We start from the raw sequence: 13,190 nt of genomic DNA on the forward strand, positions 1-13,190 counted from the left end.
GGGGCCGGCCACCCCGGGGCATGACCCCCACGCGAGCTTCCGGGCACGCGACACCGACCCCTCCCGAATGAACACCGAAGGGCCATCGTGTACTGTCATGCCTCGTGCGAGTCACCCGGAAAACGGGTCGCGAAAGCGCCCGGGTCACCAGGTAAAGTGGGTCGCACAGGTCGAAGTGGCGGAATGGCAGACGCGCTAGCTTGAGGTGCTAGTGTCCTTTATCGGACGTGGGGGTTCAAGTCCCCCCTTCGACACCGAGCAAGACCAAGGCCCCCACCCCGGTGGGGGCCTTTACCGTTGCCGGGGGCGTCAGCACTGCCACAGGAATGACGCGCGCACGCAGGCCGCGCAGGTGAACACGTACCCCCAGCCGTCGCCGCCGAAGTTCATGCCCGATTGGTAGTCGCGGCCGGGTTCGAGCATGGCGGCGAAGTCCATCGGGCGGGCGCAGCCGGGGCAGTCGGGGTGTTCGTCGCCTTGGAGCCAGAACGGGGTTCCGGCGAGTTGACCGAGGGCGTCGCGCCGGTCGTTTCCGCCTTCCGTCCAGGCTTCGAGGGCGTCGGGGTACTCCGGCTGCGGGACCTCCGTGGGACGGAGGCCGTTGACGACCGTCAAGAGGGTCTCGCCCTCCTCCGGCGGGTTCGCGGCCCGGAGGGGCGCGTCGCGCGGGAACAGGTAGGCGCGGTTGCCGCCGGCCGCCGGGTCCCACTCCTCGCACAGGCCCGGCTCGTTCTGGCACATGAAGACCGACACGACGCCCTCGTCGACGGGCAGGTGCGCGTGGAACATCATCGGCCCGTCGCACTCCGAGCAGTCCGGCCACGCGAAGCCGCCCGGGACGAGGGGCAGACCGCCGGTGCGGAGCACGGGGGCGTCGGCGGGCACGTCACCCGCATAAGTCAGCAGAGTCACCACGGGGCCAAGGTACCGGGCTCGCCCACGGAAGGGCGCGCTCGCCGATAGACTGCGTATGCAACTACCGGGAGGTCTCATGCGGGTCTTCATCACCGGCGCGACCGGCTACATCGGCGGCTCCATCGCCGTCCGCCTCATCGCGGCCGGTCACCGGGTCACCGGCCTGGCGCGGACGACAGGCAAGGCCGACGCCCTCGCCGGGCTCGGCGTCGAGCCCGTCGTCGGCACCCTCGACGACGTGGAGACGCTCACCGCGGCGGCCCGCGCGGCCGACGCGGTGATCAACGCGGCGAGCAGCGACCACCGCGCGGCCGCCGACACGCTCATCGACGCCCTCGCCGGCACCGGCAAGGTCCTCATCCACACCAGCGGCTCCAGCATCGTCGGCGACGACTCCCGGGGCGAGGCCTCCGACCGCGTCTACACCGAGGCCGACGTCCTCGACGGCTGGCAACCCGAGCCCGACAAGGCCGCGCGGGTCGCCCTCGACCGGGCCGTACTGGCCGCCGCCGACCGCGGTGTCCGCTCGGCGGTGCTCTGCAACACCCTCATCTACGGGCACGGCCGCGGCCTCTCCCGCGACAGCGTCCAGATCCCCCGCCTCGTCGACCAGGCCCGCGAGAGCGGCGTCGTCCGGCACGTCGGACCCGGCCACAACATCTGGTCGAACGCGCACGTCGATGATGTCGCCGACGCCTATCTCAAGGCCCTCGACACCGTCGCGGCCGGTTCCTTTCTCTTCGTCGAGAACGGCGAGGCCTCGTTCCTCGACGTCACCACGGCCATCGCCGACGCGCTCGAACTCGGTCCGCCCGAGGCGTGGGACATCGACTCCGCCATCGCCGAGTGGGGCTACGAACCGGCCGTGTTCGCGCTCGGCTCCAACAGCCGCGTGCGCGGTACGGCCCGCGACGCCCTCGGCTGGCGTCCCCGGCACGCCTCGGTCACCGAGTGGATCCGCGACGGCCTCAACGCTTCGGAGTGATCGCACCCCGGTAGCGTCGGGCCGTGCCGACCACTTCCCCCTCCACCGAAGTGACCGGCTGGCTCAGCCGCAACGCCGTCCGCCTCACCGGTCTCGAACCGGGAACGGACCTCACCGACCTGAAGGGCCTCACCGACGTGCTCGGCGGCGCCCGGATCGTGGGGCTCGGCGAGTCGACGCACGGCACGGCCGAGTTCTTCCGGCTCAAGCACCGGCTCGTCGAATACCTCGTCACCGAGCACGGCTGCACGGTCTTCGCGATGGAGGCCAGCGCGTCGGCGGCGGCCGACGTCGACGCCTACATCCGTTACGGGACCGGCGATGCCGCCGAGGTACTGGCGGGACTGGGGTTCTGGACGTGGCGGACGGCGGAGGTCTTGGCCCTGTTCGAGTGGCTGCGCGCGCACAACCGGGACCTGCCGGAACATCGGCGGGTCCGCTTCGCCGGCATCGACCCGCAGCGCTGCGACCGCTCGATCGCGGCGCTGGAAGGCTTCCTGAGCGGACCCGGCGACCCGTTGCGCGTCCTCGGCACGGCCGATCCCGGCTCACGGCCGGACCCCGAGCGCCGCCTGTTCCACCAGGCCGGGGAACTGCTGGACCGGGTGACCCGCGCCGACGGCGGCCCGGAGGCCCTCCGGCACGCGCGTATCCTCGTCCGGGCCGCGGATCTGGTGACGCGCCCACGCGTCGCCCCCGACCCGGCCGACACGGTCTTCGCCGCGCGCGACCGGTACATGGCCGACGCCGTCGCCGAGATCCTCGACGCCGACCCGGCCGCCACGATCGCGCTCTGGGCGCACAACGGCCACCTGGCCCGGACCCGCTACGGCGGCGGCATCGCCGCCCTGGGCTCGCATCTGGCCGAACGCCACGGCGACGACTACTACGCCCTCGGGCTCCTTTTCGGTTCCGGGAGGTTCCGGGCGCGGCGGATGTGGCCGTGGCCTTCCTGGCCCGGAGCGGTCGCGACGAACGGTCTCGGCCCGGCGCCCGGCGGCACCGTCGAGGCCACCCTCGGCAAGGCCGTGCCGGGCCCGCACCTCGTCGACCTGCGCGCGGCGGCCGCAGTCCCCGCCGTGCGCGACTGGCTGGCCGCGCCGCACATGACGCGGACGCACGGAGCCGTCGTCCGGCGCCGGCTCTACCGGCTGAGCATGGCCCCGGTCAAGCCGGCCGAGGAGTTCGACGGGCTCGCCTACGTCCCCGTCTCGACGCCTTCGGTCCCGTTGCCCGCGCGCGAATGAACGCGCGGGCGACGGTGACACGTCAGGCGACCGGCGTCGCCCGCCCGAGCGGCGCGGGCGTCAGGACGGGGTGCTCGCGCAGGTAGGCGATGAAGCCCTCGCGGTCGCGCTCGCCCCGGAAGGGCTCGGTGAAGCCGGTGAGGGCGCTGTACCCGTCGGCACCGATGAGCGTGTACGCCAGAGCCGCCAGCCGGTAGTCGGCCGACAGGTCCAGCGTCTCGCCGGAGATCGTCACGCCCGCCGGGTCGACGCGCGAGCCGACCGGCTTGGACGTGTCGAAGCCGTAGCGGACGTTCGCCGACACCGCGAAGGGCGCGAACTTCACCGTGCCGTCGGCCTGGGTCTGCCACTGCTGTTCGAGGGCCTGGCGCAGCGCCTCGCCGCTCAAGGTGACGGTGAGGACGGGGTTGCCGTAACCGACGGCGTTCCAGGCCTCGCCGAAGAGGATCTGCCCATCGGTGTCCGACGGGTTGGTGCCCTTGGCGAACAGCAGGTCGGCGGCGATGGCGACCGAGCCCTTGGTGGGCTTGGTGGCGATCAGCGCGAGGTCGGCGCGGCCGTCGCGCTTGCGGTTGGCGCTCCACAGCAGGTAGTCGGCGGCGAGGTTGCCCATGGTGCTCTCCCCCGCGGCGTCCTGGACACGGGTGAAGTCGGCGGTCACGCGTGCCAGCGGCGTGGCGTAGCGGCGCTTGCCCTGGGCGCTCCAGTAGTCGGCGATGTACTGGGCCTCGGCGTCGACCGGCACGTCACGGGTCATGGCGTGGTTCGTCGACCGGGTCAGCTCGCGCACGACGCGCCCGGAGCGGTCCAGTTTGAGGTTGATCTCGCTGATGACCTGGCCGTGGTTTCCCGCCTCGACGACCGGGCGGAGCACGCCGTTGGGGTCGGGAAGCATCATGTTGAAGCGGCAGTGCCAGTGCCCGGCGACGATGGCGGCGATGTCTGCCGAGGCGTTGGCGGCGAGGTCGAAGATCGGGCCGGTGGGGTTGTTTCCCGCGTTGTAGTCGTCACCGGCGTAACCGCCCTCGTGGATGTTGACGATGATCGCGTGGACGCCCTTGCGCTTGAGTTCGGCGGCGTAACGGTTGGCGGTCGCGACGATCCCGAGGCTCTTCATGGCCGGCTGGTACGAGGTCGAGCCGACCGGCGTGTCCTCGACGGCGAGGTTGATGAAGCCGATCGGAAGGCGGCGGCCGCGGCCCGCGTCGACCCACTCGATGTTGTACGGCGGCACGATCGGGCGCTCGTCCTCGGCCCAGACGATGTTGCCGTTGTAGAAGCGGAAGTTCGCGCCCCGGAAGCGCTGTCCGCTCGAATCGATGAAGCTGGTGTCGCGGCCGACCACGCCGTAGGGCTTGCCCTTGTCGATGTGGTCGATGAGGAAGCCGCGCGACTTGTCGAGCTCGTGGTTTCCCACGGTGGTGAAGTCGAGGCCCAGGTGGTTGAGCATCTCGATGGTCGGCTCGTTGTCGTGGGCGTCGACCTCGAAGGGCCAGCCGGCGAAGTTGTCGCCGGAGGAGAAGAAGATCGAGTTCTTCTTGCCTTCCCGCAGTCGCGCCAGGTGCGTGGCGATGTAACCCGCGCCCCCGACGGTGAGTTTGGCTCCGTCGGCGCCGGTGATGACGCCGCCCTGGCCGGGCGTCGTCGGCTGCATGTAGCCGTGGAAGTCGGTGATGTTGAGCAGCTGCACGTCGACGTACTCCGGCGCGCTCTCCGCCGCGGCGGGTGTGGCGACGGCGAGGTCGCCGACGGCGGTGGCGGTGGCGACCGCGCCGGCCGCGGTGAGGAATGTGCGGCGGCGGAACCGGGTGTCCATGGTGGGCGTACCTCCGGGAGGGGCGGGGCGATTTTCGTCGGACTCCGACGTTATTGGAGCGATGATCACCCGTCAATGCCTCGCGCCAGGGTTCAGAGGCTGTTCACGCCAAGATCAGGTAGCCGACCGCGCGAATCCGCCAGCAGACGGCGGTCGATGCCGTCGAGCGCGAGTGCGACCCCGCCCAGAGCCGCGCACTCCGCGCCCAAGGTGGACGCGCGGATCTCGGGCACCGAGGAGCACAGCCGCGACAGCTCCTCGGCCAGCGGCTCGCAGATCAGGTCGGCCGAGCGGGAGAAGGCGCCGCCGACGACGAGCAGCGCCGGATCGACCACCGAGACCGCCGTGGCGGCGGCGACCGCCATCGCGCGGACGTAGCGCCGCACGGCCGTGCGTGCGCGCGGGCGGCCCGCGCGGGCCTCGGCGAAGGCGCGTTCGGCGCGGTCGACGCCGGGCACGTCCGCGGGCACGTCGGGGCAGCGGTGGAGGTGCTCGATGGCGGCCTCCCACGCGACGCCCCGCAGGAGCGACAGATCCCCGGCGGCGCCGTGACTGCCGCGACGGAGACGGCCATCGAGGATCATGGCCATCCCGGTGCGCAGGCCCGCCTGCATGAGGACGAGGTCGCCGACGCCGACGGCGGCGCCCCGGCGGTGCTCGGCGAGTGCGGCGAGCTGGCTGTCGTTGTCGACGACGACGAGCGCGGGCGCGGTGGCCGCGCGGAAGTGCGCGGCGAGGTCGAGGCCGGTCCAGCCGGGGATGGCGTTGCAGTGGGTGACGCGGCCGGTGGCGTCGACCTGGCCGGTGGTTCCGACGCCGAGCGCCCAGGGCGCGGGGGCACCGGCCTCGGAAAGGCACGTGTCGAGCGCGGCACCGGCCGTCCGCAGCCGTTTCTGCCGTGTGAGCGCGGGTGTCGTGCGCTCGTGGACTGTCGCGAGGACATGTCCGGACAGGTCGGCGACGACGGCCCGGACCCCGTGGGCGCCTATGTCGAGTCCGGCGACGTGCCCGGCCTCGGCCCGGAAGCGCCAGGCCCGTGCCGGCCTGCCGCGCCCGGTGACGGCGGCGGGCTCCTCGACGAGCCATCCCCGTCCCGCGAGGCTCTGGAGCACCTCTTCGACGACGGTCCGGCCGAGGCCGCTCGCGGCGACGATCTCGGCGACGCGCGGGCGTCCCGCCTCGCGCACCACGCGCAGCACGGTGCGCTCGTTGAGCTGGCGCAGCCGTGCCAGATCTCCCCCGCCGGGTCCAGGCATCGCTCCACGGTAGAGCACGGTGGCGCGCGGTGAGGGAGGAGCCGCTCGGACAGGCGGGCACGGGGCCGAAGGCGGGAGGGTTCGAGCCCCTCCCGCCTTCGGTCCGGCTCCGGGGTCACCCGGCCCGCAGCACCGCCCGGTGCGCGTGTCCGCGCGAGCCTCCGACCGCCACGGCGATCCGGCCCCGCGTCCCGGGGGTCACGGTCACCGTCTCGTCGGCGCTGAGCACGGAGGCCACGGCGTGGGGAAGGTCGATGGTCACCGTTGTGGCCGTGCGGCTCGGGTCCGACACGGCGATCTCGATGCGGCCTCGCGAGCGCCGGATCATCAGCGACGCGGGACCGTCACTGGCCAGGTCGCCGACGGTGGCGCCCTGCCAGAAGTTCGCGGCGAGCAGTCCGTCGCGAGTGGACACCGCCTGGACCGCGGCGGTGTTGGCCAGGACGCGGATCGGGCGGGTCAGCGCGTGGCGGCGGGTCTCGTCGGAGTCGGCGCCGGGCAGGAGGATGTAGGCGTAGTCCGCTCCGGCCGGGTCGGCGCCGTGATCGAACCAGAGGGTGACGTAGCGGCGGGTGACCGGGTCGGGGCTGCCGCCGGTGTCGGCGCCGTCGTTGATGTCCCGCCAGCTGCCGGTGCGCTCCTCGCGCAGGGCGTGCAGGGAGGCGCCGCCGGGGAACACGTAGCCGCCGACGCCCGCGAGGTGGGCGTGGGAGACCTCGTCGAAGGTCTCCGTCCAGCCTTGGTCGCCGGGCTGCCGGCGGCCGTCGATGGTGAGGCGGTTGGTTCCGGCCGCGTGCAGGTTGCGGTTGTCCACGATCGTCTCGATCGCGCGGCCGTCGGTGCTGGTGATGCCCGCGCCGAGGGCCACGACGGCGTCGCCGAGGCCGAACCAGGACTTCTTCGCGCGCAGGGTGCAGCCCCACGCGGCGAGGTCCATGCCCGCCGCGCCGGCGCCGCCGAGTTCGACGCCGCCCGCCCAGGAGGTCGCCGGGCGGCTGACGGAGCCGGAGAAGTGTGCGCGTGGCAGCGTGTCGACGGTGGTCCCCGGCAGGCGCTGCGCGTCGACCGTTGGCCAGTAGGCGTCGCTGTAGTGGGTCTGGTCGCGGTCGTAGACGTAGGTCATCCCGTCACCGGTGAACCATCCGCGCGGGTGTTCGCCGTTGCCCGACTCGTAGGTCGCGATCCGCTTCGAGGACAGGCTCAGTGCGAAGGTCCACCGTGGACGGCGGTGCAGGACGCGGTCCATGTCGGCGAAGACGGTGTGCCCGAGCAGTCGTTCGGCGGGCCTGATCGTGTCGTCGCCGACGACCGCCAGGGCGCGCGGGAGCACGGCCAGCGACGCCGCGCCGAGGTAGGGGACGGCGGTCCGCTGCTCGATCCAGCTCTTGGCGAGGGCCCGGAAGCGGGACGCGTAGGGCTCCGGCGCGCTCTCGGCGAGGAGGAGGGAGCCGGTGATGGTGTCGTTGCCCCAGGCGTGGTTCCCGGCGGTCTGGCGGGAGACGGCGCGGCCGGCGACGCAGTCGAGCATGAGGCCGTCGTGCATGAGCGGCGCGAAGCTGCGCTCGATCGCGTCGAAGATGACCGTCCGCTTGGGGTCGGTGACCTCCCACGACGACGCCGTCAGCAGCCGCAGGATGAAGGACAGGCTGGACAGGAGGACGTTGCCGTAGGTCCCGGTGTAGGCGATCGAGGTGTGCTGGATGAAGGAGCCGTCCGAGTAGAAGCCGTCCCCGGCGGTCTCGTAGTCGAGGAGGGTGTTGCGGCCGCCGTCGCGGACGTCGGACACGCCGTCGCGGGCGAGCGCGAGCTTCTCGGCGCCGGCGCCGACGATGCCGCGGAGGGCGACGATCACGGCCTTGTCGGCGCGGTTGGCGCCGGTCTCGGAGAGGGTGGGCGCGTTGGTGCGGCGGTCGGCGTCGGGGACGAAGCGGTCGACGACGCGGGTGGCGGCGGCGAGGCGTTCGGCGCCGAGGTGGTCGTGCACGAGGACGCAGATGTCCATGAGGGCGCGGGGGTTGCCGATCTCCCAGAACCACCAGTTGCCGGTCTCGGGCTTGGTCTCGTTGTAGCCCTTGGTGTAGAGGAGGTCGAGGCCGCCGAGGACGTCGTCGAGGGTGGCGGTGTCGCCGGTGAAGCGGGTGCCGGGGGTGGCCCAGGCGACGGCGAGGGTGCGCAGGCGCCGGTAGCTCAGTGAGACGTTGGCGATGGTGGTGGTGAGGTTCGGGAGGTCGGCGAAGAGGAGTTCGCGGGCTGGGTCGCGGACGAGGCTCGCCGAGACGGTCGCGGCGCCGGTCTCCAGGACGGCGAGGGGTGCGGTGTAGGCGGGGTCGGCGGGGTCGAAGGCGCCGCCGGTGAGGAGTTCGGCGGCACGGGCGCGGAGGGCGGTGAAATCGGCGGCGGGAAGGTCGGCGGCGTGGGCCGGGGTGGGGAAGGCGGCGGCCGACACGGGCAGCAGCGCTGCTCCGCCGGCGGCGAGGAGGGTGCGTCGGCGCATGGGCTCTCCAAGGTCTTGGTAAGCGCTTTCCAGTGACCCTGGAGTGTGGCGGAACCCGTGCGGGAGGTCAAGGTTTCCTTTGGAATATGTGGGTTCTAGGGACTCATCGCGAGGAAGATGAACGACGCGAAGATCGACAGGTGCACGCCCGCGTGCAGCAGGGTCGCGCGTCCCGGGACGATCGTGATGATGCCCGTGACGACCGTGAGCCCGAGCAGCACCATCTGGGTGGCGCCGAGCCCGAGGACCAGCGGGCCGGTGAGCCAGATCGACGCGATCGCGATGGCCGGGATGGTCAGGCCGATGCTGGCCATGGCCGAACCGTAGGCGAGGTTGAGGCTCGTCTGAGTGCGGTCGCGCCGGGCCGCGCGGACCGCGGCGAGGGTCTCCGGCAGCAGCACGAGCAGGGCGATGACGACACCGACGACCGAGTGTGGCAGACCCGCGTCCTGCACGGCCCGCTCGATGGTCGGCGAGACCGCCTTGGCATCACCGACGACGGCGATCAGCGCCACCAGCAGCAGCGCCAGGCTGAGCACGACCTGCTTGTTGCTGGGCGGGTCGGCGTGGTGCTCCTCGGACTCGACGACCTTGCCGGCGCCTTCGTCGGCGGTCGTGATCGGCAGGAAGTAGTCGCGGTGCCGGACCGTCTGCACCGCCACGAACAGGCCGTACAGGGCCAGTGAGGCCAGCGCGGCGAATGTCAGCTGAGCCGTGGAGAACTGCGGCCCGGGCTCGCTGGTGGTGAAGGTCGGCAGCACCAGGCTGAGCGTGGCCAGTGTCGCCACGGTGGCCAGCGCCGCACCGGTCCCCTCGGGGTTGAAGATCGCCACGCGGCGCCGCAGCGCCGCCGAGAGCAGGCACAGCCCTACGATGCCGTTGCAGGTGATCATGACGGCGGCGAAGACCGTGTCACGGGCCAGGGTCGCCGACTTCTCGTCGCCGCCGGCCATCACCGACACGATCAGCGCGACCTCGATGATCGTCACCGCGACCGCCAGCACGAGCGAACCGAAAGGCTCGCCGACGCGATGGGCGATGACCTCGGCGTGGTGCACGGAGGCCAGGACCGCGCCACCGAGCAGCAGCGCCACGATCGTCACGCCGAAGCCGGGAAGTTCTCGCCCGAAGGTCACCAGAAAGGCCAGGAAGGCCAAGACGGGCAGCACGGTGGTCCAGTGGAAGGCGGTGCGGCGGAAGGATCCCGTCATGATCGACAGGCTACAGGCTGGACGGTGCGTGCGCCCATCTTGACGGTATGTGCCCCGCCACCATCGAGAATGCGCTCGAATCGGTCTAATGTGGGCGGCGATCACGACGTATGGAGCCAGGAGCCCGCATGACCACGACGAAGCCCACCCAGACGCCACTGTGGAGGTTCGCGCTCATCACCGGCGTCGTGCTGCTCACCGCCGGCGTCGCCTACCTCGCGGTGCAGGCGATCGGGGTGCTCGTCCTGATCTTCCTGAGTTTCCTGCTCGCCGCCGGGCTCGAACCGCTCGTCGCGTGGCTGACCCGGCGGCGTGTCAGGCGCGGCCTCGCCGTGGCGATCGTGTGCGTGAGCCTCGTCGTGGCCGTCGCGGGACTGACCGTCGTCGGCCTGCTCCCGGCCGTCCGGCAGTTCGGCGAGCTCATCGACGCCGTGCCGGAGGTGCTGGCCAGGCTCGGTGACGAGCTGTCCGACGAGAACTCGCCGGTGGGGAGGTACCTGCGCGAGGACCAGGTGCAGGAGGGCCTGAAGAAGGGCCTGTCGAACCTGCCGTCGGTGCTCGGCACCTCTTTCGGGGTCCTCTTCGGTGTGCTCGGCAAGATCGGCACGGGTCTGTTCAGCGTGCTGACCGTGGCCGCCCTGACCGTCTACTTCATGCTCGCCCTCCCCCGCATCGTCGACGGCGCGGCCGCGCTGCTGGGCGACCGGGAGCGGGCGAGCGTCATGCGCGAGGCGCTGGGCAAGATCGGCGGCTACGTCTCGGGCCAGATCGTGGTGTGCGCGGCCGCCGGCGGCTTCGCCTACGTCTTCTTCCTCATCGCCGGGGTGCCCTATCCGGCACTCCTCGCGCTCGGCGTGGCGGCCCTGGACCTGGTACCTCAGGTCGGCGCCACCCTCGGCGCGATCCTCGGTGTCGGAATGGCGCTGACGGTGGGGCTGTCGACGGCGCTGGCGACGATCGCCTTCTTCGCGGCCTACCAGCTCTTCGAGAACTACCTGCTGGCGCCGCGCGTGTTCGCCAAGGCGACCTCGCTGACACCGCTGTCGGCCTTCGCGGCGGCGCTCGTCGGCGGGGCCGCCGCCGGGCTCGTCGGAGCGATCGCCGCGCTGCCGGTCGCCGCCGCGGGTCAGGTCGTCGTGCGGTACGTGTTCGCGTCGCGCTTCGAGAAGAAGTGAAGTACTGACTTTCGCACTGTGCGGCGGGACAATGGGCGCATGCAGCTACCGGTCATGCCGCCCGTCAAACCGATGCTGGCGAAGGCGGCCGCGCGCATCCCCGCAGAGGGTCACGCCTTCGAGCCCAAGTGGGACGGGTTCCGGGCCATCGTGTTCCGCGACGGCGACGAGGTCGAGATCGGCAGCCGCAACGAGCGGCCGATGACCCGCTACTTCCCCGAGATGGTCACGGCGATCAAGGCGCAGCTCCCCGAGCGCTGCGTCGTCGACGGTGAGCTGGTGATCATCACCGGCGACCGGCTCGACTTCGAGGCGCTCCAGCAGCGCATCCACCCCGCCGAGAGCCGCATCCGGCTGCTCGCCGAGGAGACCCCGGCGGCCTTCGTGGCCTTCGACCTGCTCGCGCTCGGCGACGAGGACCTGACCGGCCGGCCCTTCGGCGAACGCAGGGAGGCGCTGGAGCGGGCACTGGCCTCCGCCGCGGCGCCCGTCCATCTGACCTCGATCTCGACCGATCCCGCCCTCGCCGGGGCCTGGTTCGACCAGTTCGAGGGCGCCGGGCTCGACGGTGTGGTCGCCAAACCCCTCGATGGGCCGTACACGCCGAACGCTCGGACGATGCTGAAGATCAAGCACGAGCGCACCGCCGACTGCGTCCTCGCCGGGTACCGCGTGCACAAGGAGGGCGCGCACCTCGTGGGTTCGCTTCTGCTGGGTCTCTACGACGAGTCCGGCGAGTTGCTCAACGTGGGGGCGGCCAGCGCGTTCACGATGGCCCGCCGGGCGGAGCTGGTCACCGAGCTGGAGTCGCTGGTGACCGACATCGAAGGGCATCCGTGGGCGCCCGAGAAGCAGGAGTCGGGGACCCGGACGCCGCGCAACGCCGAAGGCAGCCGCTGGAGCGGGAAGAAGGACTACTCCTTCGTGCCGTTGCGGCCCGAGCGCGTCGTCGAGGTCAAGTACGACCACCTGGAAGGGCAGCGTTTCCGGCACACCGCCCAGTTCAAGCGCTGGCGGCCCGACCGGGAACCGGCCTCGTGCACCTACGAGCAGCTGGAGGTTCCGGTGAAGTACGACCTCGGGGATGTGCTGTCGGGATGAACGGGCAACGCGGCCACCACGCCGGGCCGAAGGCGAATTCGCTGGTACCGGCGGTCGGCGCGTTCGTGCTCGACGAGGCGGGCGCGCTGCTGCTGGTGAAGAGACGTGACGGTGGGAGGTGGGCGCTGCCCGGCGGTGCCCAGGAGGTCGGCGAGTCGGTGACGGCGGCGGTGCGCCGGGAGGTCGCCGAGGAGACCGGGCTGAGCGTCGAGATCACCGGGATCGTCGGGGTCTACTCCGATCCCCACCGCGTGATCGAGTACCCCGACGGCGAATGCCGGCAGGAGTTCTCGGTGGTGGTCCGGGCGCGGGTGACCGGTGGTGTCCTGCGGGCGGGCGACGACGCGGTCGAGGCCCGCTGGTGTCCGGCGCTGCGCGTCGCGGCCCTCGACGTCGACCCGGCGATGCGGCGCCGTATAGACCATGGTCTGCACCGTCGGGAGCCCTACCTCGACTGAGCGCGGGTGTCGCTCGCCACAGAACCTGGTACATCGTACGCCGTACGGTGTACGATCCTGAGGTCAGCGCGAACCCGACCCCTCAGGAGCACACGTGAAGGTCACCTCCACCGCCATCTCCCTCAACGTCGACGACGTCACCGCCTCCGCCGACTTCGCGCGGGACCACCTCGGGTACGAGCGGGCCATGGCCGCCGACGGGTTCGTCTCGCTGAAGCGCGGGGACGCCGCGGTGGACCTGATCTTCCTGCGCCGCGGCATCGAGGTCCTGCCCGAAGGGCTGCGCGAGCAGCACACCGCCGGGCTGATCGTGGCCCTCGTCGTCGACGACATCGCGACCGAGTACGACCGGCTCAGCGCCGAGGGAGTGCCCGTCGTCGTCCCGCTCAGGACCGAGGAGTGGGGCGAGCGGCTGTTCGTCGTCGCCGACCCCAACGGCGTCCACTACGAGTTCGTCCAGTGGATCACGCCCGAAGCCGGCGACGCGGGGAACTGAAACGAACGGCGGCGGCCCTCCATCGGGCCGCCGCGC

11 protein-coding genes and 1 tRNA gene are annotated in these 13,190 nt (G+C 71.8%); 7 read left to right on the forward strand and 5 right to left on the reverse strand.

Annotated features, from left to right (window positions below):
- The first annotated feature begins 169 nt into the window (after positions 1–169).
- Positions 170–254: transfer RNA gene (locus HNR73_RS17775), tRNA-Leu, on the forward strand.
- A gap of 55 nt (positions 255–309) precedes the next feature.
- Here HNR73_RS17775 and HNR73_RS17780 read toward each other — a convergent pair.
- On the reverse strand, positions 310–915 hold the full coding sequence (locus HNR73_RS17780) for a hypothetical protein (RefSeq protein ID WP_184788609.1): 606 nt from the start codon (positions 913–915) through the stop codon (positions 310–312).
- A 76-nt stretch (positions 916–991) separates the two neighbouring features.
- Between HNR73_RS17780 and HNR73_RS17785 the strand changes: the two genes are divergently transcribed.
- Positions 992–1,900, forward strand: a complete 909-nt coding sequence (locus tag HNR73_RS17785; protein ID WP_184788610.1) for an NAD-dependent epimerase/dehydratase family protein — start codon at positions 992–994, stop codon at positions 1,898–1,900.
- 23 nt (positions 1,901–1,923) lie between these two features.
- Positions 1,924–3,147 carry an erythromycin esterase family protein gene (locus HNR73_RS17790; protein WP_203686740.1) on the forward strand — a complete coding sequence of 408 codons (1,224 nt, stop codon included), beginning with the start codon at positions 1,924–1,926 and terminating at the stop codon, positions 3,145–3,147.
- Between the two features lie 22 nt (positions 3,148–3,169).
- On the opposite strand, the gene HNR73_RS17795 is transcribed toward HNR73_RS17790, so the two are convergent.
- From HNR73_RS17795 to HNR73_RS17810, 4 genes are all read right to left on the reverse strand, one after another.
- Positions 3,170–4,963, reverse strand: coding sequence for a bifunctional metallophosphatase/5'-nucleotidase (locus HNR73_RS17795; RefSeq protein WP_184788611.1), 1,794 nt, complete (start codon positions 4,961–4,963; stop codon positions 3,170–3,172).
- Positions 4,964–5,055: 92 nt separating this feature from the next.
- Positions 5,056–6,219, reverse strand: coding sequence for an ROK family transcriptional regulator (locus tag HNR73_RS17800; protein ID WP_184788612.1), 1,164 nt, complete (start codon positions 6,217–6,219; stop codon positions 5,056–5,058).
- A gap of 115 nt (positions 6,220–6,334) precedes the next feature.
- Entirely contained in the window at positions 6,335–8,713 is a 2,379-nt protein-coding gene (locus tag HNR73_RS17805; RefSeq protein WP_184788613.1) for a polysaccharide lyase 8 family protein, read from the reverse strand.
- Positions 8,714–8,808: 95 nt separating this feature from the next.
- Positions 8,809–9,924, reverse strand: a complete 1,116-nt coding sequence (locus HNR73_RS17810; RefSeq protein WP_184788614.1) for a calcium:cation antiporter — start codon at positions 9,922–9,924, stop codon at positions 8,809–8,811.
- A 128-nt stretch (positions 9,925–10,052) separates the two neighbouring features.
- Here HNR73_RS17810 and HNR73_RS17815 point away from each other — a divergent pair, with 128 nt between their 5' ends.
- From HNR73_RS17815 to HNR73_RS17830, 4 genes are all read left to right on the forward strand, one after another.
- Positions 10,053–11,099 (forward strand): AI-2E family transporter, encoded by a 1,047-nt coding sequence (locus HNR73_RS17815; RefSeq protein ID WP_184788615.1) that lies wholly within the window; start codon positions 10,053–10,055, stop codon positions 11,097–11,099.
- A 39-nt stretch (positions 11,100–11,138) separates the two neighbouring features.
- Positions 11,139–12,200, forward strand: coding sequence for an ATP-dependent DNA ligase (locus tag HNR73_RS17820; RefSeq protein ID WP_184788616.1), 1,062 nt, complete (start codon positions 11,139–11,141; stop codon positions 12,198–12,200).
- A complete protein-coding gene (locus tag HNR73_RS17825; protein ID WP_184788617.1) occupies positions 12,197–12,658 on the forward strand; it encodes an NUDIX hydrolase in 462 nt (153 codons plus the stop codon). The genes HNR73_RS17820 and HNR73_RS17825 overlap by 4 nt, the downstream gene beginning before the upstream one ends.
- Positions 12,659–12,752: 94 nt before the next feature.
- Positions 12,753–13,154 (forward strand): VOC family protein, encoded by a 402-nt coding sequence (locus tag HNR73_RS17830; protein ID WP_184788618.1) that lies wholly within the window; start codon positions 12,753–12,755, stop codon positions 13,152–13,154.
- The last annotated feature ends 36 nt before the right edge of the window (positions 13,155–13,190 follow it).

The sequence above is a fragment of the Phytomonospora endophytica genome (assembly GCF_014202425.1).
In the GTDB taxonomy this organism is placed as follows: Bacteria; Actinomycetota; Actinomycetes; order Mycobacteriales; family Micromonosporaceae; genus Phytomonospora; species Phytomonospora endophytica.

Excerpts from the sequence above, each read along its gene's own strand:
- HNR73_RS17785 (WP_184788610.1), top strand. The coding sequence starts at position 992 with ATGCGGGTCTTCATCACCGGCGCGACCGGCTACATCGGCGGCTCCATC.
- HNR73_RS17795 (WP_184788611.1), bottom strand. The coding sequence starts at position 4,963 with ATGGACACCCGGTTCCGCCGCCGCACATTCCTCACCGCGGCCGGCGCG.
- HNR73_RS17800 (WP_184788612.1), bottom strand. The coding sequence starts at position 6,219 with ATGCCTGGACCCGGCGGGGGAGATCTGGCACGGCTGCGCCAGCTCAAC.
- HNR73_RS17805 (WP_184788613.1), bottom strand. The coding sequence starts at position 8,713 with ATGCGCCGACGCACCCTCCTCGCCGCCGGCGGAGCAGCGCTGCTGCCC.
- HNR73_RS17810 (WP_184788614.1), bottom strand. The coding sequence starts at position 9,924 with ATGACGGGATCCTTCCGCCGCACCGCCTTCCACTGGACCACCGTGCTG.
- HNR73_RS17815 (WP_184788615.1), top strand. The coding sequence starts at position 10,053 with ATGACCACGACGAAGCCCACCCAGACGCCACTGTGGAGGTTCGCGCTC.
- HNR73_RS17820 (WP_184788616.1), top strand. The coding sequence starts at position 11,139 with ATGCAGCTACCGGTCATGCCGCCCGTCAAACCGATGCTGGCGAAGGCG.
- HNR73_RS17825 (WP_184788617.1), top strand. The coding sequence starts at position 12,197 with ATGAACGGGCAACGCGGCCACCACGCCGGGCCGAAGGCGAATTCGCTG.